This is a genomic window from Serratia sp. YWN4, from assembly GCF_055790845.1.
On record NZ_CM147696.1, the window covers coordinates 4,203,090 to 4,227,322 of the forward strand.

General features: G+C 54.5%; 17 protein-coding genes and 3 tRNA genes. 10 read left to right on the top strand and 10 right to left on the bottom strand.

From position 1 onward, the window contains the following. Positions 1-110: 110 nt before the first annotated feature. Positions 111-1,349: an MFS transporter gene (locus tag ACX9GT_RS19750; RefSeq protein WP_473188342.1), complete on the top strand. Its 1,239-nt coding sequence runs from the start codon at positions 111-113 to the stop codon at positions 1,347-1,349. A 622-nt stretch (positions 1,350-1,971) separates the two neighbouring features. Here the strand turns inward: ACX9GT_RS19750 and syd are convergent. Beyond that, complete coding sequence (gene syd / locus ACX9GT_RS19755; RefSeq protein WP_473188343.1) at positions 1,972-2,520, bottom strand: SecY-interacting protein; 549 nt, start codon at positions 2,518-2,520, stop codon at positions 1,972-1,974. 63 nt (positions 2,521-2,583) lie between these two features. Between syd and queF the strand changes: the two genes are divergently transcribed. The 3 genes from queF to xni all read left to right on the top strand — a co-directional run bounded on the left by queF (position 2,584) and on the right by xni (position 5,812). Beyond that, positions 2,584-3,429: an NADPH-dependent 7-cyano-7-deazaguanine reductase QueF gene (gene queF, locus ACX9GT_RS19760; protein WP_473188344.1), complete on the top strand. Its 846-nt coding sequence runs from the start codon at positions 2,584-2,586 to the stop codon at positions 3,427-3,429. Positions 3,430-3,646: 217 nt separating this feature from the next. Further along, the gene (ppnN, locus tag ACX9GT_RS19765) at positions 3,647-4,999 is read left to right on the top strand and encodes a nucleotide 5'-monophosphate nucleosidase PpnN (RefSeq protein ID WP_473188345.1); all 1,353 of its coding nucleotides are present in this window, start codon (positions 3,647-3,649) and stop codon (positions 4,997-4,999) included. Between the two features lie 54 nt (positions 5,000-5,053). Beyond that, positions 5,054-5,812 carry a flap endonuclease Xni gene (xni, locus tag ACX9GT_RS19770; protein ID WP_473188346.1) on the top strand — a complete coding sequence of 253 codons (759 nt, stop codon included), beginning with the start codon at positions 5,054-5,056 and terminating at the stop codon, positions 5,810-5,812. Positions 5,813-5,844: 32 nt separating this feature from the next. On the opposite strand, the gene rlmM is transcribed toward xni, so the two are convergent. Genes rlmM through ACX9GT_RS19785 form a run of 3 tightly spaced genes read right to left on the bottom strand, consistent with a single transcriptional unit; the run spans position 5,845 to position 8,281 of the window. After that, positions 5,845-6,945 (bottom strand): 23S rRNA (cytidine(2498)-2'-O)-methyltransferase RlmM, encoded by a 1,101-nt coding sequence (gene rlmM, locus ACX9GT_RS19775; RefSeq protein ID WP_473188347.1) that lies wholly within the window; start codon positions 6,943-6,945, stop codon positions 5,845-5,847. Further along, positions 6,938-7,333, bottom strand: coding sequence for a DUF423 domain-containing protein (locus ACX9GT_RS19780; protein ID WP_473188348.1), 396 nt, complete (start codon positions 7,331-7,333; stop codon positions 6,938-6,940). Before ACX9GT_RS19780 ends, rlmM begins: the two co-directional genes overlap by 8 nt. A 30-nt stretch (positions 7,334-7,363) precedes the next feature. Beyond that, complete coding sequence (locus ACX9GT_RS19785) at positions 7,364-8,281, bottom strand: transcriptional regulator GcvA (protein ID WP_473188349.1); 918 nt, start codon at positions 8,279-8,281, stop codon at positions 7,364-7,366. Between the two features lie 481 nt (positions 8,282-8,762). Here ACX9GT_RS19785 and csdA point away from each other — a divergent pair, with 481 nt between their 5' ends. Continuing rightward, positions 8,763-9,968 (top strand): cysteine desulfurase CsdA, encoded by a 1,206-nt coding sequence (gene csdA, locus ACX9GT_RS19790; protein ID WP_473188350.1) that lies wholly within the window; start codon positions 8,763-8,765, stop codon positions 9,966-9,968. Positions 9,969-9,975: 7 nt separating this feature from the next. Then, a complete protein-coding gene (csdE, locus tag ACX9GT_RS19795) occupies positions 9,976-10,410 on the top strand; it encodes a cysteine desulfurase sulfur acceptor subunit CsdE (protein WP_473191644.1) in 435 nt (144 codons plus the stop codon). Here the strand turns inward: csdE and tcdA are convergent. Both tcdA and mltA read right to left on the bottom strand, forming a co-directional pair. After that, the gene (gene tcdA, locus ACX9GT_RS19800) at positions 10,401-11,207 is read right to left on the bottom strand and encodes a tRNA cyclic N6-threonylcarbamoyladenosine(37) synthase TcdA (protein ID WP_473188351.1); all 807 of its coding nucleotides are present in this window, start codon (positions 11,205-11,207) and stop codon (positions 10,401-10,403) included. The two genes, csdE and tcdA, sit on opposite strands and share 10 nt — an antisense overlap. 83 nt (positions 11,208-11,290) lie before the next feature. Next, on the bottom strand, positions 11,291-12,436 hold the full coding sequence (mltA, locus tag ACX9GT_RS19805) for a murein transglycosylase A (protein ID WP_473188352.1): 1,146 nt from the start codon (positions 12,434-12,436) through the stop codon (positions 11,291-11,293). A gap of 214 nt (positions 12,437-12,650) precedes the next feature. On the opposite strand from mltA, the gene ACX9GT_RS19810 reads away from it, so the two are divergent. The 3 genes from ACX9GT_RS19810 to ACX9GT_RS19820 all read left to right on the top strand — a co-directional run bounded on the left by ACX9GT_RS19810 (position 12,651) and on the right by ACX9GT_RS19820 (position 13,009). Beyond that, positions 12,651-12,727 (top strand) — tRNA-Met (locus ACX9GT_RS19810). A gap of 66 nt (positions 12,728-12,793) precedes the next feature. Further along, positions 12,794-12,870, top strand: a tRNA-Met gene (locus ACX9GT_RS19815). Positions 12,871-12,932: 62 nt separating this feature from the next. Further along, positions 12,933-13,009 (top strand) — tRNA-Met (locus ACX9GT_RS19820). Between the two features lie 93 nt (positions 13,010-13,102). Here ACX9GT_RS19820 and amiC read toward each other — a convergent pair. Continuing rightward, positions 13,103-14,353, bottom strand: coding sequence for an N-acetylmuramoyl-L-alanine amidase AmiC (gene amiC, locus ACX9GT_RS19825; RefSeq protein ID WP_473188353.1), 1,251 nt, complete (start codon positions 14,351-14,353; stop codon positions 13,103-13,105). A gap of 229 nt (positions 14,354-14,582) precedes the next feature. Here amiC and argA point away from each other — a divergent pair, with 229 nt between their 5' ends. Further along, a complete protein-coding gene (argA, locus tag ACX9GT_RS19830) occupies positions 14,583-15,908 on the top strand; it encodes an amino-acid N-acetyltransferase (protein WP_473188354.1) in 1,326 nt (441 codons plus the stop codon). 29 nt (positions 15,909-15,937) lie between these two features. On the opposite strand, the gene recD is transcribed toward argA, so the two are convergent. The 3 genes from recD to ptrA are packed head-to-tail and all read right to left on the bottom strand — an operon-like array spanning position 15,938 to position 24,218. After that, positions 15,938-17,782, bottom strand: a complete 1,845-nt coding sequence (recD, locus tag ACX9GT_RS19835; protein ID WP_473188355.1) for an exodeoxyribonuclease V subunit alpha — start codon at positions 17,780-17,782, stop codon at positions 15,938-15,940. After that, positions 17,779-21,330 carry an exodeoxyribonuclease V subunit beta gene (recB, locus tag ACX9GT_RS19840; protein ID WP_473188356.1) on the bottom strand — a complete coding sequence of 1,184 codons (3,552 nt, stop codon included), beginning with the start codon at positions 21,328-21,330 and terminating at the stop codon, positions 17,779-17,781. The genes recD and recB overlap by 4 nt, the downstream gene beginning before the upstream one ends. Further along, on the bottom strand, positions 21,327-24,218 hold the full coding sequence (ptrA, locus tag ACX9GT_RS19845) for a pitrilysin (RefSeq protein ID WP_473188357.1): 2,892 nt from the start codon (positions 24,216-24,218) through the stop codon (positions 21,327-21,329). Before ptrA ends, recB begins: the two co-directional genes overlap by 4 nt. Positions 24,219-24,233: the final 15 nt, after the last annotated feature.

Below are 24,233 nucleotides of genomic sequence, written 5' to 3' on the forward strand. Positions count from 1 at the left end.
GCCACGCGAGCCCCAACTCCGCAGAGTTGATGATATATGCATATTTTATCTGGTGACACCACGCGCAGCACGGCACAATACGCCCACTCAAAACCACACAGATGAAAGACATGTCCGCAATCTCATCAACAAAAAATCACGCGACACCCGGTAAAGCCATGTTGGCTTCGGTTACCGGTTATGCAATGGATGGCTTCGATTTACTGATACTTGGCTTTATGCTGCCGGTGATCACCTCTGAATTGGGCCTGACCTCATCGGAAGCGGGTTCTCTGGTCACCTGGACGCTGATCGGCGCAGTGATTGGCGGCGTGATTTTCGGCCACCTCAGCGACCGTTTCGGGCGCATCCGCATTCTGACCCTCACCATTTTGATGTTCTCCCTGTTTACCGGCCTGTGTGCTATCGCCGTTGGCTACTGGGATCTGCTCGCTTACCGCACGTTAGCCGGTATCGGGCTGGGGGGTGAATTTGGCATCGGCATGGCGCTGATCGCCGAAGCCTGGCCAGCAGAAAAACGCAACCGCGCCTCAGCCTATGTCGGCATGGGTTGGCAGCTTGGTGTGCTTGCCGCCGCCTTCCTGACCCCGCTGTTACTGCCTTATATCGGCTGGCGTGGCATGTTCCTGGTTGGCCTGTTGCCAGCGCTGGTTTCTTTCTTTATCCGCCGCACCATGGGCGAGCCCAAAGAGTTTGTGCAGCAGCAAGCCGGTGAACAACATCTTTCCTTCACTCAACGAGTCAAACTGCTGTTTAAGGATCGTGATACAGGAAAGGCTAGCCTGGGGATCCTCATCCTTTGTTCGGTACAAAACTTCGGTTATTACGGGCTGATGATTTGGATGCCGACCTATCTGGCAAAAAACTTTGGTTTTTCGCTGACCAAATCCGGTGTCTGGACTGCGGTCACCGTGCTCGGCATGACCTTTGGTATTTGGCTGTTCGGGATATTGGCTGACCGCTTCCCACGCTGGAAAATCTTCGTGATCTACCAGATTGGTGCCGTAGTGATGGTGATTTGCTATGCCCAGCTCAGCGACCCAACCTTGATGCTGTTTGCGGGTGCGCTGATGGGGGTATTTGTTAACGGTATGATTGGTGGCTATGGCGCTTTGATCTCGGATACTTACCCGGTGCAAGCGCGTGCTACGGCGCAAAATATCCTGTTCAACCTGGGGCGTGGCGTTGGTGGGCTTGGTCCGTTAGTGATTGGTGCGCTAGTGACGCAGGTTTCCTTTACGGCAGCTATCAGTCTGCTGGCGGGCATTTATCTGCTGGATATTTACGCCACCCTGTTCCTGCTGCCGAAGAAGCAAAGCACCGGAGATGTATTGGGGGCTATCGGTTAATAACGGAAGTTAATTATTAACAATTTTAATCTTTTTTAGTCATTGGCTACTGAAGCCAAAAAATTGGGGGCACTGCGTTAACAGTGCCCCCGGTTCGTTTTATAGCAATCCCGCTAAACAGTGTGCTCCCTGCTCAATCCCTGAAAACTTTTCCTTCGGCCATCCTGACCAAACAATCCTTGCTATGTCCTGTAGCATCGTCCTGACGCGGTTCCTTAGTCTTCCTGACCCACCAGCAGTCCTGCGCTAGCTCTCAATCTCCGTCCTGGAGGTGTCCTTGGTTTCAATCCTGAAACATCCTGAGCATCATCCTGATACCAATCCTTTTCACTCTTCCTGAGTGCATCCATTTCTTTTTCCTGAAGCTACATCATCCTGATGTTTTCCTGCTCCAACCAGTTCCTATCCGGTAGACATAAGATCGCTTAATTCCTTCCGTCTCACAAGGCCATGTAAGACAGATTACATCAAACTTTATTAAGGGATTATCCTAAGTCCATTTTAACTGATTGATCTGGATAGCAATAAGTCCAATCTAAGCCACACATCAGAAAAAATTAAAAGCGATCTCTTACAGCCTTTGTAAGAGATCTCTCACACGCACTCGATACAAAAAGGACAACTAATTCAACACAGGACGTAACATACGGAGAAAATCAGCCAGTGAGTTGGACAGAAACGTACGTTTATCGCTGCCAAATTGCTCAAGCACTACATTACCGCTGACGTTACACAGTGACACCACCGTCATCTCTGACTCCGTCGTTGCCAGGAATAACGTCGGAGAAAGTTTGAGGCGTTTTTGCGTGACCAGATGGCCGATCAGGTTCTCCTGCAAGCGGATAAAATCATCTTCGCTCCATACCTGTAACAGCGTCATTTGCTGTGCTTCAAACTGCGCGCTCATATCTCCGGCATATTGCTGGGTATAAAAGGTATGAATATCCGGCTGTAATTGCAGTTCCAATGCATTCTCCACCTTCACCAAGGTGGCCGCAGGGATAAACGGCTGCGGCAGCCACAACACTGTGTCATCACGGTTTTCTACAATACACGGTGAAGCGACACCGTACAGTTCCTGGCTTGCAGGCGCATGACCACGCTGCTGCTGCCAGAGATCGACATAACGCCGGGTAAATTCACGCAGTGCGTGCGATACATCCTGGTCCATATTTTTTCTCACATACGCTAAACTGGCGGCTATTGTACCTTTCCAAGACCAAGGTGACAGCTTATGTCCTCTTCTCAACACCATCAGGCGCTGTCGGCGCTGACGCTGGGCAAACCGACCGCTTACCATGACCACTACGACGCTGCGTTGCTACAGGCGGTTCCACGCAGTATGAATCGTGAACCTTTGGGGCTTTATCCCGATAACCTGCCGTTCCATGGGGCCGATATCTGGACGCTGTATGAGCTTTCCTGGTTGAATGCAAAAGGCCTGCCGCAGGTCGCGGTTGGCGAAATCAGCCTGAATGCCAACAGCATCAACCTGATCGAGTCCAAAAGCTTTAAGCTCTATCTCAACAGTTTTAACCAGACCCATTTCCCTGATTGGGAAACGGTGCGCAATACGCTGCAACGCGACTTGTCAGCCTGCGCACAGGGGGAGATCAGTGTGACCTTATACAGTGTCGATCAGCTTGAGGGCTCGCCGATCGCCCGCTTCGCAGGTGACTGTATTGATGCGCAAGACATCAGCATTGATGACTATGAATTCAATGCTGGCTATCTGCAAGATGCCACCAGCGAACAACTGGTGGAAGAAACGCTGGTCAGCCATCTGCTGAAATCCAACTGTCTGATCACTAATCAACCTGATTGGGGTTCGGTACAAATCCGCTATCGCGGCCCGCAGATCAATCGTGAAGCACTGCTGCGCTATCTGGTTTCGTTCCGCCATCACAATGAATTTCATGAGCAATGCGTTGAACGCATTTTTAACGATCTGCTGCGTTTCTGCCAACCGGAGCAACTGAGCGTTTATGCCCGCTATACCCGGCGCGGCGGGTTGGATATCAACCCATGGCGCAGCAATGTGCTCTTTGAACCTGCTCGTGGCCGTCTAGCCCGCCAATAATGCGAGACAGTGCTCAACAACTGAGCTAACGAGCGGTTTTTATTGGTAAAAAACCGGGGACGGCGGTAAGGTTAAATCAAGAGTCTCTGCCATTTAGCCCAATATTCTGGCAGGAAATTCAAAATCCTTACCGCAGCGTGCAAAAGATGAATGCACAAAAGCTGTTCTGCTGCGGTATGGATTATTACCGCCCCAGCGTGGGCGTAAAGGAGTGACCTTGATTACACATATCAGCCCACTTGGCTCGATGGATCTGTTGTCGCAGCTAGAAGTCGACATGCTAAAGCGTACTGCCAGCAGCGATCTATACCGTTTATTCCGCAATTGTTCCCTCGCAGTGTTGAACTCCGGTAGCCAGACTGACAGCAGCAAACAGCTGCTGTCCCGCTATGAAACTTTTGACATCAACGTGCTGCGCCGCGAACGCGGGGTGAAGCTGGAACTGGTCAACCCGCCAGAAGACGCTTTCGTTGATGGCCGTATCATCCGTTCACTGCAAGCTAACCTGTTTGCCGTTTTACGCGATATTCTGTTCGTACATGGTCAACTCGTCAGCGCCAGGCATCTCCAAGAAGACTCTATTCATATCACCAACCTGGTGTTCTCTATTCTGCGTAATGCCCGCACGCTGCACCTTGATGAAGACCCAAACCTGGTGGTGTGCTGGGGCGGCCATTCGATCAATGAAAATGAGTACCTGTATGGGCGCAAAGTAGGTAGCCAGTTGGGCCTGCGTGAGCTGAATATCTGCACCGGCTGTGGGCCGGGAGCCATGGAAGCCCCAATGAAAGGGGCCGCCGTCGGCCATGCACAGCAGCGCTACCGTAACAGCCGTTTTATCGGTATGACCGAACCTTCCATTATCGCCGCAGAGCCGCCTAATCCACTGGTGAATGAACTGGTGATCATGCCGGACATCGAGAAACGCCTGGAAGCCTTTGTGCGTATCGCCCACGGTATCATCATCTTCCCTGGCGGAGTTGGTACGGCGGAGGAGCTGCTTTATCTGCTGGGTATTCTGATGAACCCGGAAAACAGCGAGCAAGTGCTGCCGCTGATCCTCACCGGGCCGAAAGAGAGCGCCGACTACTTCCGCGTACTTGATGAATTCATCATGAATACGCTGGGTGATGAAGCGCGCCGCCATTACACCATCATCATCGACGATCCGGCAGAAGTTGCCCGTCAGATGAAGAAAGCCATGCCATTGGTGAAAGAAAACCGCCGTAATAGCGGTGATGCTTACAGCTTCAACTGGTCGATTCGTATTGCGCCGGATCTGCAACTGCCGTTTGAGCCAACCCATGAAAACATGGCCAACCTCAACCTGTACCCGAATCAACCCGCAGAACAGCTGGCCGCCGCGCTGCGCAGGGCGTTCTCCGGCATCGTGGCGGGTAACGTCAAAGAAAATGGCATTCATGCCATTGAGCAGTTCGGCCCCTACAAACTGCGCGGCGATACGCAGATGATGAAGCAGATGGACAGCCTGTTACAGGGTTTTGTCGCCCAGCACCGCATGAAACTACCGGGAACCGCTTACGTGCCCTGCTATGAGATTGTGGCCTGATCATCAATCCTGGGCGGCGTGACAGCCGCCCCTCTTTTTCTGATGTTGCCGCCCATGCCAATACACTTACTGATCGTTGACGCCCTTAACTTAATCCGCCGCATTCACGCTGTTCAGGGTTCCCCATGCCTGAATGCCTGCCAGAACGCGTTGCAACAGTTGATCCAGCACAGCCAACCCACCCATGCGGTCGCCGTGTTCGACGAAGACGATCGCAGCGAAAGCTGGCGTCACCAAGCGCTGCCTGATTACAAAACCGGGCGATCACCGATGCCAGAAAACCTGCAACAGGAAATGCCGCAACTGCGCCAGGCTTTTGCCGCCTTAGGTGTGGCCAGTTGGCATTCAGCAGGTAATGAAGCGGACGATCTGGCCGCTACGCTAGCCACCAAGGTGGCCAACGGCGGCTATCAGGTCACGATCGTTTCTACCGACAAAGGTTATTGCCAGTTACTGGCACCGAACATACAAATCCGCGATTACTTTCAGAAACGCTGGCTCGACTTGCCGTTTGTGCAAAACGAGTTCGGCGTCTTGCCGCAGCAATTGCCGGACTATTGGGGATTGGCGGGGATCAGCAGCAGCAAGATCCCCGGCGTAGCCGGTATCGGGCCTAAAACGGCGGTCTTGCTGTTACAACAGGCAGGTAGCCTGGATGCACTGTTCGCCGACCTGCAACAGGTGCCCGAGAAATGGCGTGGCAAGCTACAGCAACACCGCGAGATGGCCTATATCAGCAAACAGGTAGCCACACTGCGCACCGATCTGACCTTGACCGGTAACCTACAGCAACTGCGGTTACCGGCACGTTAATCTCCCTTAACTCAATGGGAGAAGAGTCAAAATCAACGCTCGTCGCGACGGCCAGGAATGGCCGACCACATGCGGCGCACATGCACGGTGATCTCTTCACGATCGTGATACAGCTGCTTGGCATGAATTTCTGCGCTGATATCCGCTGCGGCCAAAGCTTCCCGAATACTTTGCAGATTCTGAGAAACCTCTTCATAGCGCTTCTTCATCGGCAGCTTCAGGTTGAAGATCGCCTCGCGGCACCAGCCGTTAATAAGCCAATGAATCATCAGGCCCGTCACGCGCGCCGGTTTTTCCACCATATCGCACACCAGCCAGTAAATTTTGCTGCTGGTTGGTTCGAATTTAAAACCGTCAGCACGGTGATGAGTCACCTGCCCGGTATCCATCAGGCTCTGAGCCATCGTGCCGTTATCCACCGCATGTACCATCATGCTGCGTTTTACCAGTTGGTAGGTCCAGCCTCCGGGGCAAGCACCCAGATCGACCGCATGCATACCGCTGCCCAAACGCTCTTCCCACTCGTCGGCAGGAATAAACACGTGGAACGCCTCTTCCAGCTTCAGCGTGGAACGGCTTGGCGCATCCGATGGGAACTTCAGGCGTGGGATCCCCATATAGAACGGGGAGTTGTTGTTACTGTAGGAGTAACCCACGTAGCAGCAACCGGGGGCGATAAAGAACACATGCACTACCGGACGCGTCGGGTTTTCACGCGCCATCAGCACCTTTTGCTCGCGCATGGCAATACGCAGCGGCACTGTCAGCTTGCGGCAGAACTTCATCAGCTCTTTGCTTTCGTTAGTGTCCGGCACCTCCACCCGCAGCTCACCACCGCGATCGACTACGCCCATCAGCATCCCGACGATCGGCGATACCCGATCTTCCGGCGGTAAATCACGCAGCAACTCACCCACCACGATCATCTGACGAACGAAAATCAGCTCACGGAACGGTATTTCTTTGGCCAGACGATCGGCATCGTCCGGCTGATAGCATTCAAACAGCACATAACCGCTGTTCTCTTTGACCCGCGCAAAGCCGAATATTTCCAACTGGGCAGCTTTGTCGGTAATTTCCGCCGCACACTCTTTTTCAAAGCCGGGGCGGCAGTACAACGCGATTTTATTCATGGCGCTCGGCCTTTTTCCTCAGACGCAAAGCGCCAATCAACATCAATGCCCAACCGATCAGAAAGCACATGCCCCCTACTGGTGTGAGATAAACCCAGAACTTCAGGTGAGACAGCGCCAGGCAATACAGACTGCCGCTGAAAAACAGAATACCTAACGCCAACAGCGCCCCACTCCAGTAAAACCACAGGCTGACCCGGCGCTGCATCGCGATAGCCAAGGCCAGAATGGCCAAAGTGTGAAAGCCTTGGTACTCAAGCCCGGTACGTATCCAGGCCATTTCGTTGGCCCCCAGCGTATTACTCAATACGTGCGCACCAAATGCTCCTAAAGCGACATATAAAAAACCACTGATAGCGGCAAAAATCAGCATAGAACGACTACTCATCGTTATTCACCTTATAGAGATTAACCGGCCTTACTGTTCATAGCGAAAGCGGAACTTTTCCTGCTCGCTGGCTGCACGCGCCAGGATCCATTGACGAAAGGCGGCTATTTTACCCAGTTCTGCCTGGCTGTCATGACATACCAGATAAAAAGCATTTTTACTTACCAGCACATCGTTGAACGGGCATACCAAGCGCCCGGCTTCGATTTCGGTTTGCGCCATCACGTTATTGACCAGTGCAATACCTTGGCCATGCACCGCCGCCTGAACCACCATGGCACTGTGGCTGAAGATTGGCCCTTGCTGCACGTTAATGTGCTGTAATCCCAATTGCCGGGTATAGGCCAGCCAGTCGCGGCGTGAAGTATCATGCAGAAGCGTATGATAAGCCAGATCGGCTGGCGCTTTTAGCGCATGTTCCCCCGTCAGCAGCGTTGGCGAGCAGGCTGGCAGCAGATATTCCGCATACAGACGCTCGGCACGCACCCCCGGCCAGTTACCACGGCCATAGAAGATCGCCACGTCAACATCATCTGCCAGCTTATCTTCTTCACGGTCAATGGCTTGTATACGGACATCAATCCCCGGATAAGCTGAATTAAAGCCAGAAAGGCGCGGCACCAGCCACTGAATGGCAAAGCTGGGTGGCAGGCTCACCGTCAACGCCCCTTTGGCGCTGCGTGCCTGAAGCTTGCGCGTTGCTTCATTGATCGAAGAAAAAATCTCTTTAATATCCAGGTAATAACTTTGCCCTTCCTCGGTCAGCAGCAGCGAACGGTTGCGCCGCCGGAACAGCTTTAACCCAAGAAAATCTTCCAGCGATTTGATCTGGTGGCTCACCGCCGCTTGAGTCACAAACAGTTCTTCTGCCGCTTTGGTAAAGCTCAGATGACGGGCTGCCGCGTCAAACACCCGCAGCGCATTAAGAGGTGGTAAGCGTTTAGACATGAATTAGCTACTTTTGTGTAACAACTTTCCGAATTATTCGGCATAAAAAATCAGGCAGCGTTATCTATAACGCAGTGGCCCCGCCGGAGTGAGTTATTTCCATTAGTTTTTTTAATCCGAGCCATTATAAATTGTCCGTTGAGCCTGCGCCAGTAAATACCTATAGTGGCGAAACTTCCTGGGCCGGAACGAAAAGGAATTGGGTGTCGAAGACGCCGATGAACTTTTGGCTCTGTGGTTGTGATGTTGTGTTTGCAAATTGTCCGGTGGTCCGGACGTGGTAGCTAAGCTACTGTTTTTTTCAATTTCTGTATATTTACCCTGTCTGTCCATAGTGATTTTATGCAGCACCGCAAGATTTGCGGTGCTTTTTTTTGCCGGTCATTCGGCACTCTTTTCACCTCGAATTATTCAGGAAACTTGTCTCAGCCGAAAAAATAGGACAGGATCATCGCCTGACGAAGCCAGTGATAACCCGCTTATGACACCTTTCAATCCCACCGATTTCCGCCGCCAGTTTCCGGCCCTCAAACAGCCTGGCATTTATCTCGACAGCGCCGCGACCGCGCTGAAACCGCAGGCGGTGATCGACGCCACGCAGCAGTTCTACAGCGCAGAAGCCGCCACCGTCCACCGCAGCCAGCACCGGGCAGCGCAGGATCTGACTGCCCGTTTCGAGCGGGCGCGTCAGCAGGTGGCAACGCTGATTAATGCTCCGCAAACAGACGACATCGCCTGGACGCGCGGCACCACCGAAGCGATCAATCTGGTGGCACAAAGTTATGCCCGCCCGCGCCTGCAACCGGGCGATCAGATCCTGGTTAGCGAAGCCGAACACCATGCCAACCTGATCCCCTGGCTGATGGTGGCGGAGCAAACCGGTGCTCAGGTGGTGAAACTGCCGCTGGGCAGCGATCGGCTGCCGGATCTGGCATTGCTCCCCACCCTGCTCAATGAGAAAACCCGCATTTTGGCGCTGGGGCAGATGTCCAACGTCACCGGGGGTTGCCCGGATTTGGCTTTCGCGATCGAACAGGCGCACGCCGCCGGTGCCGTGGTGATGATCGACGGTGCGCAAGGCGTGGTGCATTGCCCGGCAGATGTCCAGCAGCTCGATATCGATTTTTACGCGTTCTCGGGGCACAAACTCTACGGCCCGACCGGCATCGGTGCGCTGTATGGTAAAACTGCGCTGCTGGCAGAAATGGGCCCCTGGCAAGGCGGCGGCAAAATGCTGACCGCAGCCTCCTTCAGCGGTTTTACTGCGCAGCAACCACCGCACTGTTTTGAAGCGGGTACTCCCAATATCGCTGGCGTACTTGGGCTGGCTGCGGCACTCGATTGGCTAAACACCCAGGATATGGCGGCAGCCGAACAATACAGCCGCGATTTGGCACACAGTGCCGAGCAGCGCTTGGCCCGGTTGCCGGGGTTCCGCAGTTTCCGCTGTTCCGGTTCCAGCCTGCTGGCGTTTGATATTGCCGGTATTCATCATAGCGATATCATTACCTTGCTGGCTGAACAGGGCATCGCGCTGCGTGCCGGCCAGCATTGCGCTCAACCGCTAATCGCCGCCCTTGGGGTCAGCGGTACGCTACGCGCCTCGTTTGCCCCTTACAACCGGCCAGAAGATGTGGATGCCTTAGTCAACGCGCTGGAAAGCGCCATCGAATTGCTGGCGGAATAAGATGAACCTGCTTGCCCCTCATCCTTTTGGCAGTGAAATTACCTCCGAAATGCTGATAGCTAAATTTAACGCGCTGAAACAGTGGGAAGACCGCTATCGTCAGTTGATCCTGCTGGCAAAACAGTTACCACCGTTGCCGGACGAACTCCGGCAAGCGGAAATGGAACTGAGCGGTTGTGAAAACCGTGTCTGGCTGGGGCACCAGCGGCTGGAAGATGGCGCATTGCACTTCTATGGCGACAGCGAAGGCCGCATAGTGCGTGGTCTGTTGGCGATCCTGCTGACCGCCGTAGAAGGTAAAACGCCGCAGCAGATCCTGGCCGATGATCCCCTTGCTTTGTTCGATCGTCTGGCGCTGCGTAGCCAACTCAGCGCCACGCGCGCCAGCGGCCTGCAAGCGCTGGCTGCGGCGGTTAAAGGTATTGCGGCGCGCTACGCCTGACGTGCCGCTTTAGCCACCATCTTCTTCAACGCGTGAGATACGGCCACAAAACCAAAGGTGGCAGTGACCATGGTTGCCGCACCAAAACCTGCGCTGCAATCCATTTTCTTCGGCCCTTCCGCCGTGCTGCGGGAAGCGCAGACGGTGCCATCCGGCTGCGGATAAACCAGCGGCTCGGTGGAGAACACACAATCAATTCCCAACTTGCCTTTGCTGTTTTTCACCACGTTGAAATCATTCTTCAACCTTTCGCGCAGCTTCGCCGCCAGCGGATCCTGAATGGTTTTTGCCAGATCGGCGACTTCAATCCGCGTGGGATCGATCTGCCCACCGGCACCACCGGTAGTCACCACCGGGATTTTGAAGCGGCGACAGTAGGCCAACAACGCCGCTTTCGGCCGCACGCTGTCAATCGCATCAATCACATAGCTGAAATTATGGTTCAGCAGCTCCGCAACATTGTCCGGCGTAATGAAATCATCCACGCAGGTCACCCGGCATTCCGGGTTGATCGCCAGAATACGCTCCGCCATTACCTCGGTTTTTGACTGGCCAACATGCTGGCGTAACGCATGGATCTGACGATTGGTATTAGTAACGCACACGTCATCCATGTCGATCAGCGTGATAGCACCGATCCCGGTTCTTGCCAGCGCCTCTGCTGCCCACGACCCTACTCCACCGATGCCAATCACACACACGTGCGCCTGGGCAAACAGCGCCAGCGCAGGCTGGCCGTACAAACGCGCGGTGCCGCCAAAACGCTGTAAATAGCTCTCTGAATAGGGGGTACTCATCTCGCTTTCATTACCTTAATCTTGCAAATGATAAGGGCCGGAAGATCCGGCCCTTGCGGGTCAAATTCTGTGTCTTTTGCCCTTCAGCGGGTAACCAGTTGGGAACCGCCAGAGGTAGACTGCTGCTGGTAAGCACCAAACTGCGGCAGACCACCATCGGCCCCTTTCAGCACCCACACGCGGCCATAGTGGTTATAGTAGCCCGCCGAATGACCGGCTTCTGGGCCGATGCCCTGATACATATCGAAGTGCTGGCCTTTAATCGCACCACCCACATCTAAAGCGACCATCAGACGCATTTCGTATTTTCCCGTGAACTTGCCCTGGTTGTCCAGCAGAGGAACTTCTGCCAACAACGTGGTTCCCGCCGGGATCAATGAACGATCGGATGCCACCGAGGCTTTAGCCACCAGCGGTACGGCACTGGCCCCCTTCACCGGGGCAAAATGTTGCGGGTGGAAGAACACAAAGGAAGGATTCTGCTCCAGCAGTTCGCGCACTTCTGCTTCGCTGTGGTTCTCCGCCCACTGGCGGATCGCCTGCATCGACATATCGGCCTTGGTCACTTCACCACGATCGATCAACACCTTGCCGATACTGCGATAGGCATGGCCATTCTTGCCGCTATAGCCAAAGAACACCAACGGTTGGCCGTTCCCGAAATCGACATAACCGCTGCCCTGGACTTCCATCATAAAGTTATCCATCAGCGAATTGGTATAAGCGATGATGTAACGGCTATCGAGTGCGCCGGAATAAATGGCGGCGCGATCCGGCAAGCGGCGTTTACCTTTGGTTGGCATACGGTATAACGGATAGCGGAACTCGCCCTGTTGAGTATAACGTGCTTGCAAAACCGGGGTGTAATAACCGGTAAACTGGACGTTACCGTAGTTATCCACGCCTTCCATCTGATAGGCGCTCAGGCCAAACTGACTCAGTTGCCGAGTATCCGCGCCAGAGGCCATCCAGCTTTGCACCGCTTGGTAAGTGGTGTTGTTGCGGCCAAAGAGGGCTGGAGAAGCATTCTTAATCTGCATCAGTTGATCGGAGTAATCTTGGGCGTTAACGGGAACGCCTCTGGTGTTGGGCTGATTCACCAACTCCAGCGCCTGGTCCAGACGGCCATCCTTATACTGCTGCCCGTGGTCGGTCGGTTTTGATGAACACCCTGCCAGCACGGCGATCACTAATCCACCCAGCAGGTATTTGCCCCAACGTCCTTTCATTACATGCTCTCTCAGGCTGATATGTTCTATCGGCGAACGATAACAAACGGCTATAAATAAAGGAATCTTTGCCGCCAAAAATTCCCCGCCAAGTGATTATGATGAAAAAAAAACCAATCTGAGGACTAATTCAGCATACAGATGGCTTTAAGGGGATTATTTGCAAAAAGGGTTGCAACAAAACGCATGGAGAGTATAGTGCGCTTCCATCGGACGCGGGGTGGAGCAGCCTGGTAGCTCGTCGGGCTCATAACCCGAAGGTCGTCGGTTCAAATCCGGCCTCCGCAACCAACCGATACTGCAACAGCAGTATCAGATAAAAGGTTGGATTCGATGGAAAAACAGGTATTATACGGACGCGGGGTGGAGCAGCCTGGTAGCTCGTCGGGCTCATAACCCGAAGGTCGTCGGTTCAAATCCGGCCCCCGCAACCAACCGATACTGTACCAGCGGTATCATATGAAGGTGGGTTCGATAATATCAGTATCAAGACGGACGCGGGGTGGAGCAGCCTGGTAGCTCGTCGGGCTCATAACCCGAAGGTCGTCGGTTCAAATCCGGCCTCCGCAACCAATCTTGATAAGCACGAACAAGCACCTTAACGGGTGTTTTTTTGTCTCTGAAATTCATGAAATCCATCGTCAAGCGGGCATCCTGCCCTGCTGGTTAGTGACGAGCCTGCGCCCCACCGTTGGCGAAGTAGGCTTTAATCCCCGCTAGAATAGATTCCGCGATCTGCTGCTGAAAATGGCTGGTACGCAGTTTGCGTTCTTCCTCAATGTTACTGATAAACGCCGTTTCAACCAGGATTGACGGGATATCCGGCGCCTTTAACACGGCAAAACCGGCCTGATCGACACTTTTTTTGTGCAAAGGGTTAATTTTCCCCATTCGGCTGAGCACTTCCTTGCCGAATTTCAGGCTGTCATTGATGGTGGCGGTTTGCAGTAAATCAAACAGCGTATGATCCAGATAGCGGTCACCACTCTTGCTTACGCCGCCAATCTCATCAGAAGCGTTCTGGGTCTGCGCCAGAAATTTGGCGGTATTGCTGGTCGCGCCCTTGGTCGACAGGGCAAAAACCGAAGACCCGCGCGCCGTGCGGTTGCTAAACGCATCGGCATGGATTGAGACAAACAGATCGGCGCGCTGCTTGCGGGCTTTTGCCACGCGCACCTTCAGCGGGATAAACACGTCATCATTACGCGTCATAAACACTTTCATGTTTGGCTCACGCTTGATCAGCGCACTCAAACGGCGCGCAATCTGCAATACGATATCTTTTTCACGCGTCTTATTTTTGCCGATCGCACCGGGGTCTTCACCGCCGTGCCCCGGATCCAGCATGATCACCATCGGCCGATCGCGCCCTGCCTTACCGGCCTGCGGCGCTTCTGCCGGTAACGATCGCTCCAGATCCCCTTTGTTGTAATCTTCCAGCAACGCCAGCAGCGGATCATATTCTTCACCAGTGCCCCCCTTGGTGGGATAGAGATCCACCACCAGTCGGTTGCGGTATTCAGCCACCGGCGCCAAGGTAAACATATTCGGGCTGACGCTCTGCTTAAGCTCCAACACCAGCCTGATGGTGTTTTTATCGAACTGGCCAACGCGCGCCTGCTTCAGGTAAGGATCTTCCTTGCGCACCTGCCCAGCCAGCCCTTTGAGCACGCTGTTGAGGTGAACCCCTTCGATGTCGATCACGATGCGGTCAGGATTGGCAAGCGCGAACTGTTGGTATTTCAGCGGCACGCTGGATTCCAACGTTACGCGGGTGTAGGTCGAGGAAGGCCAGACGCGAACGGCAATCACGTTCGAAGCGGCGGCAAAACCTACGCGGCTCACACTCAGCAACCAGGTTGCGGCAACCCCCTGTAACAAACGACGGCGACCTGGATTGTGGTTAGCGTTAGTCATGCGGCTCCAGCAGCGATAAAGATTTAAAAAAACACCCAAAAGTGACAATGGCAAAAACTTTAACCAATCCATTCGTGGCTGTCATTAGGAAATCTTTTTATGTTTTTTCAATTTATTAATGAAATAACTGAGTTAACCAGGATCTCCACGCAAATTCCTGCTTGCCATCAGGGCAATAAAAGAATAAAAATACAAAAATATCGTATAAATATGCAAAAGAGGTTTTGCCGTGAAGGAACGTAGCACAGAGCTGGTCCAAGGATTCCGTCACTCAGTTCCCTATATTAATGCCCACCGCGGTAAGACGTTTGTCGTCATGCTGGGTGGTGAAGCCATCGAACACGAGAATTTCTCCAGTATCATCAATGATATCGGGCTATTACACAGCTTGGGGATCCGCCTGGTGGTGGTGTATGGCGCACGGCCGCAGATTGATAGCAATCTGGCGCAGCACAATTACGAACCGATTTATCACAAACATACCCGCGTTACCGATGCCCACGCGCTGGAGTTGGTCAAACAGGCTGCTGGCCTGCTGCAACTGGATATCACCGCACGGCTCTCCATGAGCCTGAACAACACGCCGCTGCAAGGAGCGCACATCAACGTGGTAAGCGGCAACTTTATCATTGCCCAGCCGCTCGGTGTGGATGATGGCGTTGACTATTGTCACAGCGGCCGCATCCGCCGTATCGACGAAGAAGCTATCCATCGCCAGCTCGACAGCAATGCGATTGTGCTGATTGGCCCGGTGGCGGTTTCCGTGACCGGCGAGAGCTTCAATCTGACGTCGGAAGAGGTGGCCACGCAGTTGGCCATCAAGCTGAAAGCAGAAAAAATGATTGGTTTCTGCTCATCGCAAGGGGTAGCCAACGCAGAAGGGCAGATCGCGCCTGAGCTGTTCCCCAACGATGCGCAAAAACGCATTGAACAACTGGAAGCAACCGGCGATTACTATTCCGGCACCGTGCGTTTCCTGCGCGGGGCGGTCAAAGCCTGCCGCAGCGGTGTGCGCCGCAGCCACCTGATCAGCTATCAGGAAGACGGAGCGTTGGTGCAGGAGTTGTTCTCACGCGACGGTATCGGTACTCAGATCGTCATGGAGAGCGCCGAACAGGTACGCCGTGCGACGATCAACGACATCGGTGGCATACTCGAGCTGATCCGCCCGCTGGAGCAGCAAGGCATTCTGGTGCGCCGTTCGCGGGAACAGCTGGAAATGGAGATCGACAAGTTCACGATTATCGAGCGTGATAACCTGACGATCGCCTGTGCCGCACTCTATCCATTCCCGGAAGAGAAAATTGGTGAAATGGCCTGTGTGGCAGTCCACCCGGATTATCGCAGTTCGTCGCGTGGCGAAATGCTGTTGCAAAGGGTAGAGAGCCAGGCACGGCAAATGGGCTTGCAGAAGCTGTTTGTGTTGACCACCCGCAGCATCCACTGGTTCCAAGAGCGTGGCTTTACGCCAGCGGAAGTGGATGTTCTGCCGATGCAGAAACAGGCGCTGTATAACTATCAGCGCCGCTCAAAAATCCTGCTGGCCGATCTGTAAGCGTTTTACGGGCGCTGTATCACAGCGCCCTATTCCCCTGCCTGCAACCGTTCTGCCAGCCCGCTACGGCGCTGCGTAGGGGTGCGGATGGCGCTCAGCAAAACCTTATCCGTGGTATACAGCGAAAGCTGCTTACGTGCGCGGGTGATGGCGGTATACACCAGTTCACGAGTCAGCACCGGCAGAAAATGATTCGGCAACACCAATACCGTATGCTCAAACTCCGATCCCTGCGATTTATGCACCGTCATCGCATAAGCGGTTTCATGCGCCGGTAAACGACTCGGCTGCACCGATTTAATGCTGCCGTCCGGTAACTGGAAGTGCACCCGCAGATCGCCCTCTGCACCGGGCAAGGCGATGCCAATATCGCCGTTGAACAACCCCAATGCGCTATCGTTGCGGCCAATCATCACCGGCCGCCCTAAATACCAGCGCCCCGCCGGGCCAGGATTACGGCGGATCAGACCCGCACGCTGCAACCCGCTTTCAATGCGTTCATTCAACCCGGCGACGCCAAACGGCCCTTCGCGCAAAGCACACAGCACCTGAAAACGACCGAAAACTTCCAGTATCGTAGTGGCATCAGCGCCTTCGGCCACCAACCGGAGATAATCACGATACCCCTCAACGCAGGCATCCAGCAGTTGCTGATAATCCTCGGTTTCTGCCAGCGGATAACCGGCCACGTCACCATAGCGGCCATTTAGCGCCGCCATCGCCTGTTTGCCATCCCCTGCATTCACCGCCAAGGCCAACTGACCAATGCCGGATTTAGCATCAAACCGATAGCTTTTACGCAGCAGACACAGGCTATCACGCACTGCCACTCCCGCAGGCTGCCCCTGTAACGGATATCCCGTCAAGCGTGCCAGTTGGGCTGCACGGTCCTCGCTGTAGCCTTGCTCGGCAAAACGGCAGATATCCCCCAGCACCGCCCCCGCTTCCACCGAAGCCAACTGATCGCGATCGCCAAGAAATATCACCCGCGCCTTAGGCGGCAAAGCGGCAATCAATCGCGCCATCATCGGTAAATCCACCATTGACGCCTCATCCACCACCAGCACATCCAGATGCAACAGGTTACCCCGGTGGTAACGCATCCGCTGGCTGTTGGGCTGCGCGCCCAGCAAACGATGCAAGGTGGCGGCTTCCGCCGGGAACAACGCGCGCTGCTCCGGTGTGAGGGGGATCTGACGGCTGGCAGTGCCCAGTGATTCCGTCAGCCGCGCTGCCGCTTTGCCGGTGGGAGCCGCAAGCTGGATACGTAAGCGCTCATCACCACCAAGCTGCACCAGTGCGGCCAGCAATTTGGCCACGGTGGTGGTTTTACCGGTGCCTGGGCCGCCGGAGATCACGGCGATGCGGCGAGTGGCAGCCACGGCGGCAGCGATCTTCTGCCAGTCCGGTTCATCTGCCGCCTCACCAAACAGTTGATCGAGGATCGCGCGAAGCTGTGCCTCTTCAACCGGTTGCGAAACCCTGTCGCTGCTAATAAAGGCCGCGACTTCGCCTTCACTCTGCCACATACGCTGCAAATACAACCGATGCTGCTGTAACACCAGCGGCGTGGCTGAGTTGCCATCGCTCACGGCAGCCGAAGCCGCCAGGCATTGTTGCCAACGGGCTAAATCCGGCTGCCCCGCCGCCTGCCAGGCGGCCAATGCCAGCTCTGGCTGGCGACCATTGAACAGGTTTTCTGGTAACAACTGATCCAACAGCAGGCAGACGTGACCTGCTCCCGCCTCCGCGCTCAGGCTAGCGGCTGCCAACAGGAGTTCCGGTTCGTCATCTCCAGCGACAATCTGGGCGAAATGCACATCCAGAGGCCGTAATGCGCCCAACACCAACGCCTGATTCAGGATCTCAATCATTGCCCATCCTCCGCGCTGATGGCTGCTCCGCTGAACAGACGATCCATCCCTTGCACCAACGCTTCCTCCGGCCGACAGGCAAAAATCCCGTTGCCCGGATGTTCAGCATCAACGCCGCGTAAAAACAGATAAATCACCCCACCAAAATGATGGTTGTAATCATAATTCGCCAGGCGATGCCCCAAGTAGCGATGCAGCGCCAAGGTATAAAGCTGGTATTGCAGATCGTAGCGATGCTCCGCCATCGCCCGTTCCATAGCCTGCTGGGTGTAAGCACTGCTGTCTTCACCCAGCCAGTTGGATTTGTAATCCAGCAGGTAGTATTTACCTTGCCAGCAGAACACCAGGTCGATAAAGCCTTTCAACATGCCTTGCACCTGCTGGAAATTCAGTTCAGGGCAACGTGCAGAAAGCGGATCGTAACGCTTCACCAGTTGGTCCAGCTCTCGCGCCTGCAACAACCCGTTGATCGGTAAATAGAACTGCATTTCCGCCTGCTTGAATTGTGGCTTCAGAGCAGAAAGAACCACGCCGCTGTCATTAAGCGGCGTATTCAGCAACACCTGCATCCACTCTTTCAAAACTGGCAGCCAATGTTCCTCAACACCTTGCTTCTGCAACTGCTCCAACAATGCTTTTTCATCAAGCGGCTGCGTGAAATCCAAGGTTTCAAACAGGCTGTGCAGGAAAGTCCCCGGTGCCGCGCCACGTGGGAAGGTATGCGGAGTCAGTTCTGGTGCTTTATCTGCCACGTGCTCCCCGGCGGCATCGACGTCCAAGCGCGGCAACAACTCTTGCATGCCTGCCGTACCGTGCTGCTGTAGGCCGGTATAACTGGTCACGCGCCAGAAATCCTGCATCCGCCGCGAAAAATGTTTTGCCGCCAGTTCGGCCGCCGTGATTGTTTGAGGCTGCCAAGGGTGTGCATCGGGCGCATCCACCAGTGCGAGTTTAATACTGCCAGTAGCCAGCTTTTGCAGGCTCTCTTTCAGGTAGGCGGCATCACCGGCCTGCCCCGCCTGCACCAGATACCCCAGCGCACTGCGATGCAAATCGGTCTCTCCCTGCTTTTTGCGCGTGCCCAGAAATAGCGGCGCGATACCGATACTACAGTGGTATACCGAGCGGGTCAGCGCCACATACAGCAGGCGCAAATCTTCCGCCAGCCGTTCTTCTTCGGCCCAGGCGATGCTTTCTTCATTGGCATTGAGATCCAGCAACGCTTGGAAAGTCTTACGATCGTGGTACAGCACCTGTTGCTGTTGGCGGAAGTTACCGACAAAGGGTAACCACACCAGATCGAACTCCAACCCTTTGGATTTGTGGATGGTAATTACCTGTACCAGATGGCGATCGCTTTCCAAACGCAGTTGCTGATTATCTGACTGGCGATTCGGCTGGGCGATCTGCTGTGCCAGCCAACGCACCAACGCATGTTCGCTGTCCAACTGTGCCGTGGCCTCCTGCAACAGTTCACCCAGATGCATCACATCCGTCAAACGGCGCTCACCGCCGGGGCTGGCCAGCAGGTTTTCGGCCAGATGCCGCTGAGCCATCACCTCACGCAGCATCGGTAACACGCCACGCCGCTGCCAGTGGGTACGATAGGCATCAAACTCATTAACCAATGCATCCCAGGCCTGTTCATCCTGATTCAGGCTATCCAGCGCAGCCGCATCCAGCCCGAGCAACCCGGTCGCCATTGCACTGCGCAAGGTACGTTCCTGTTCCGGTGCCAGCACCGCCTGCAATAACCACAGCAGGTCTTTAGCTTCCGGCGTATCAAATACGCTGTCGCGATTGGAAAGGTAGACCGAAGGGATTGCCAACGCACTGAGTGCGTCACGCACCAGCGCAGCCTCAGTACGGCTACGCACCAGAATGGTAATATCCGACGCCTGCACGCTACGGCGTTTATCACCATTCACCAGCCAGGCTTCACCCGCCTGCCCGGCGCTGAGCCAATCCCTGATTTGCGCCGCACACCAACGGGCCATCAATTGTTGGTAATCACTTACTCCAGCACCGTCCCCCGGCTGCAACCAGAACTGTAGTGCCGGTTGTGGCTTGTTTTGCCATTCAAACACCAGCCCCTGATTCCTCTGCGCGGCAGCAACATCAATAAATGGGATCTGGCTGAACAGAAACGGGTTTTCCACCTGGGCAAACAGCCGATTCACGCTACCCACCATCGCCGGTGATGAACGCCAGTTAGTCTCGAGCGTATAGTGGGCGCTCACCTCTGAACGAGCGCGCATGTAGGTGAAGATATCCGCGCCGCGGAAAGCATAAATGGCCTGTTTAGGATCGCCAATCAGCAGCAAACCGCAGTCTGGTTGGCCAATATAAAGTTTTTGGAAGATGCGGTATTGCTGAGGGTCGGTATCCTGAAACTCATCGATCATCGCCACCGGATAACGCTGGCGGATCGCATGAGCCAGCTGTTCGCTACCGGCGCTTTGCAGCGCCGCATCCAGCTTGCTGAGCAGGTCATCAAACCCCAGTTCGGCACGCTGGCGCTTCTCTTGCGCAATGGAGGTACGTATTTCGCTCAATGCGCGGGCCATAATCAGATCGCGCAGCGTTAAAGGTTCAGCAAACAGCTCATCAATCGCCACAAACAGCCCATGGCGCGGTGCTTCTCCTTTTTTGGTTTTCTCCAGCAATATCGACTGGCGGAATTTATCCAACTCTTTCGGCAGTTGATAATCCTGCGTTTCCTGCCCGGCCCATTCGCCCACTTTATTCAACCAGTTAGGCAAATGTTTGCTGCTGTAGCTGCGCTTATCGACGCCTGATTGGCTGATTAATGCCTCCAGTTCCCCCGCATTGGCCTGCCACTGCGTTTTAATGGCATCGATACGCGCAACGATCTGCTCATGGCGCAGCAGTACCGTTTCATCATCTTTCGGCGGCTGGCGTAATGCTGGCGCTTCACCCTGCAAATAACCGGCAAGATCGCTCAGCAACGCTTCCGGGCCGCTCCACTCCTGGCTTACCGCCCTTGCCACGTTCAACGGCAAGGGGTAGCAATGGCGCCGCCAGAAATCTGCACAAGCCTGACGCCGCAGCGGCAACTCATCCTGTATCAGCGTTTGTTCAAACAGGATGCCGGATTCGAACGCATTGTGAGTGAGCATTCGCTGACAAAAACCGTGGATGGTGTAGATCGCCGCTTCGTCCATCTGCCGTTCTGCCGCCAGCAGTTGCGCCGCCGCATCAGGCAGATCGCCAATTTCTGCCATCAGTGAAGAAAACAGCGGGCCTTCACTTCGCCCGCGCACGCAGGCAATCCGCAATGCGTGGATATTGCTGCGAATACGGCCACGTAATTCCTCGGTAGCCGCCTCGGTAAAGGTTACGACCAGAATCTCCTCTACCGTCAGAGGGCGGTGAAAGGCGGCTGCCTGGCCTAAGCCAAGCAGCAAACGCAGATAGAGCGCCCCGATGGTAAAGGTTTTACCGGTTCCTGCCGAAGCCTCAATCAACCGCTCGCCAAACAGCGGTAACGTCAGTGCATCAAGCCTCTGAGGAACAAGGGTGGTCATGGTGTCGCCACCTGGCGTGGCAACGTTTGCTGTAGAGTAGAAGTATTGGGATAAGTCACCCAGCCTTCACCCGGTGCGGCAAAATCAGCTTTCTCATGGCTGCTGCCACTCACCTGTGACAACACGGCCAAACCCTGTGGCTGAATGACGGCCTGCTGGAAATAGTCTGCCAGCTTGGCTGGGGTTATGGCCGTAATCTGGGTAATCAGTTTCTGGCGAGTATCAAAAGCGAAGTTACCGCGATCAAAATCATTGCTGAAGCGGCCAGCCTCCTCCCCTAGGGTTTGTGGGCGCTGTTTCAGTTCGTTGATCATCGCCTGTTTATACTGAGCGAAATCAGCCTCACTCATCTCACGCAAACGTTTCTCAGTCTTAGGATAGAAATCCTGATAGCGCTGATAAAGATAAGCGGGCTGTTTGCTGTTGCTTTGCAACAGGAAACCGACGCCCCACTGGCGGCCGACCGACGTGGCAAAAGCGAATACGGCATAACCGAGCTGCTCCTGGGTACGCAACTGGCTGTAGAACCAGGGCTGGATAATCTGCCCCAGCAAGGAGCTGTAGGCCATGCCGGTCACCTCATCGTAACCCGTCGGCACGTACACCGCCGCCAATGCCGAGTCGGTACTGCTGCTTGGGCGTTGCAGGTTTGCCAACTGACGCTTGGCAACCACCACATTTTCACCATGCCACCAGGTCACACCGGTGCAACCCAAGTGCTGTTTCAGCGTAGAGGCCAGCGTGTCCACCTGCTGTTTGCTCATGTTGCCTACCACCAGCAGTTCTGGCGTGGCTTCGGTCATCAAGCTGTCGCGATAGGCCAAAACATCTTTCAGCGTCAGCGTTTTCAGCACTTCACGGCGCTCACTACGCTCGGTATAAGGCACGCGAGAAAGCATCTGCACCGGTTGGATTGCCAACTCAAACGCTTTGCCCTTCTCTGCCGAATCCAGCTGTTCCAGATACCAGGATTTAGCCTGCGCGAGTTGCTCTTCGGTTGGCGTAAAGCTGGAGTAACCTTCAATCAGCGAAGTCAGCAGTTGCGGTAAACGCTGGGTAAAACCGCTGGCATTAAACATCAGGCCATTGTTTGGTGAGGTGGAGAAGCTCAACCCGCCGACAGAAGCCTGATAACTCAACTGATCGAGCGAAAGACCGGCGAGATAATCCATCAGGGAAAACAGCACCTGATTACGTGCTGAATCCATAGTCTGAGGGTTGCGTAAAGCCACGGTGACATCGGCCTTGGGCTCATCGGCAAAATAACGGCTCGGCATATACAACACGCGCAGACCCGGCTGATTCACCACCATTTCCGGTTTGGTAAACTCGTGCGACGGCGTGTTCAGGGTGAAATCATCAGGAATATAGGGGTTCAATCCCGGCAGAGAAAGAACTATCCCTTTGCCCAACTGCTGCCACTTCTCGAAACGCTCCGGCGTAATTTTGTCGACCTGATAAGGGGCTTCAACGAAGTAAGCCGTTTTGTTATGCGGTTCATCTGGGCTGATAAACCAGATGCGCGCATTCTGCGGCGTCATCTGGTTTAGACGTTCCGCAATGGCTTGCGGAGCAAAGCGGTCTGCCAGATAAGGAGCATCCAGCGTGTGCTCGATCGGCACACGCAGCATGGTATCTACCAGCCATTCGATATAATTCATATTGCGGGTAATCGACGGATAGCGGAAGTCCAGATTCAGAACGTCGGCAATCTCATCAAAATAACTCTGCTTGATCCCTTCACTGCGCAACATGTTCAGATAGCTGAAGATAGCCGCAACCACTTTGTCACGTTCCATCAGGCCTTTGTCGGTCAGTGAAACGTTGATCGAGAAAATACCTCCGTTGCGATCCACCATAGGATCGGCACCCGCATTGATGGCATCAGCTAGCCCTTGCTTTTGCAGCCAGTCAGAAAGCGTATTCTTGCTGCGGTTACCAATCAGATAGCTGATATAGGTATCGGTTTTACTGCGAAATTCCGCACTGTTATTGTCGATGCGGAACTCAACTTTCAGCTGTTTGCTCGGTTGCGCGGGCACGTAATGAATGATGATGCCTTGCTGCTCAGCGGTTACAGCAGGAACGGTGATCGGCGGCACTTGCGCCTCACGGTTTGGTATACGGCCAAAGGTTCTGGCCGCCAGTTCCGCCATGTCCGTCAGTGACTGGTTGCTGTATAACACCCCCATCATCAGATTGGCGGAATAATAGCGCTGGTAAAACCCGGTCAGTTCATCGTGCAATTTGCTACCCGGTTTATCCTTCAGTGTCTCAAGGTTACCCCCGGCAAAACGGGCGCTGGGGTGTTCAGGGTTCAGCGTTTCGGCCCTGACCTGGGCCATGCGCATACCGTCGCGGGAACGGGCCATAGTCAGTTCGGCATTCACCGCATTACGTTCACGATCGGCATTGCCTGGATCCAACAGCGGTTCTGCAATGGCATCGGCCATACGATCCACCGCCGCTTCCAGCGCGTTATTTTCCACTTCCAGATAAAAAGCGGTACGGTAAGACGCGGTACTCGCGTTATGGCTGCCGCCGTGTTTTTTCAGGAATTCCGCGAGGTTTTCCGCTTCCGGATAGCGTTTGGATCCCATCAAGACCATGTGTTCAAGATAATGGGCCAATCCGAGCTGGCTGGCTGGGTTTTCCAGCGAACCGACCGGCAACGCCAGCGCAGCCAGTGATTTCGGTGCCTGTGCGTCGGAAACCAGCAACACCGTCATCCCGTTCGCCAGTTTAATTGCCTGGTAATGGCGCGGATCGTGATCGCTTTTGTGGATCTTCTCCGCCAGTGGTTGCCATCCTTGAGCTGCCCAGCTTAACGGCACCCAAAACATAACTAACAACACTAACCCAGTAATGCGGACCAACTGTCTGCGCATATCCAAAATAAACCC

Excerpts from the sequence above, each read along its gene's own strand:
- ACX9GT_RS19750 (WP_473188342.1), top strand. The coding sequence starts at position 111 with ATGTCCGCAATCTCATCAACAAAAAATCACGCGACACCCGGTAAAGCC.
- syd (WP_473188343.1), bottom strand. The coding sequence starts at position 2,520 with ATGGACCAGGATGTATCGCACGCACTGCGTGAATTTACCCGGCGTTAT.
- queF (WP_473188344.1), top strand. The coding sequence starts at position 2,584 with ATGTCCTCTTCTCAACACCATCAGGCGCTGTCGGCGCTGACGCTGGGC.
- xni (WP_473188346.1), top strand. The coding sequence starts at position 5,054 with ATGCCAATACACTTACTGATCGTTGACGCCCTTAACTTAATCCGCCGC.
- rlmM (WP_473188347.1), bottom strand. The coding sequence starts at position 6,945 with ATGAATAAAATCGCGTTGTACTGCCGCCCCGGCTTTGAAAAAGAGTGT.
- ACX9GT_RS19780 (WP_473188348.1), bottom strand. The coding sequence starts at position 7,333 with ATGAGTAGTCGTTCTATGCTGATTTTTGCCGCTATCAGTGGTTTTTTA.
- ACX9GT_RS19785 (WP_473188349.1), bottom strand. The coding sequence starts at position 8,281 with ATGTCTAAACGCTTACCACCTCTTAATGCGCTGCGGGTGTTTGACGCG.
- csdA (WP_473188350.1), top strand. The coding sequence starts at position 8,763 with ATGACACCTTTCAATCCCACCGATTTCCGCCGCCAGTTTCCGGCCCTC.
- tcdA (WP_473188351.1), bottom strand. The coding sequence starts at position 11,207 with ATGAGTACCCCCTATTCAGAGAGCTATTTACAGCGTTTTGGCGGCACC.
- mltA (WP_473188352.1), bottom strand. The coding sequence starts at position 12,436 with ATGAAAGGACGTTGGGGCAAATACCTGCTGGGTGGATTAGTGATCGCC.
- amiC (WP_473188353.1), bottom strand. The coding sequence starts at position 14,353 with ATGACTAACGCTAACCACAATCCAGGTCGCCGTCGTTTGTTACAGGGG.
- recD (WP_473188355.1), bottom strand. The coding sequence starts at position 17,782 with ATGATTGAGATCCTGAATCAGGCGTTGGTGTTGGGCGCATTACGGCCT.
- recB (WP_473188356.1), bottom strand. The coding sequence starts at position 21,330 with ATGACCACCCTTGTTCCTCAGAGGCTTGATGCACTGACGTTACCGCTG.
- ptrA (WP_473188357.1), bottom strand. The coding sequence starts at position 24,218 with ATGCGCAGACAGTTGGTCCGCATTACTGGGTTAGTGTTGTTAGTTATG.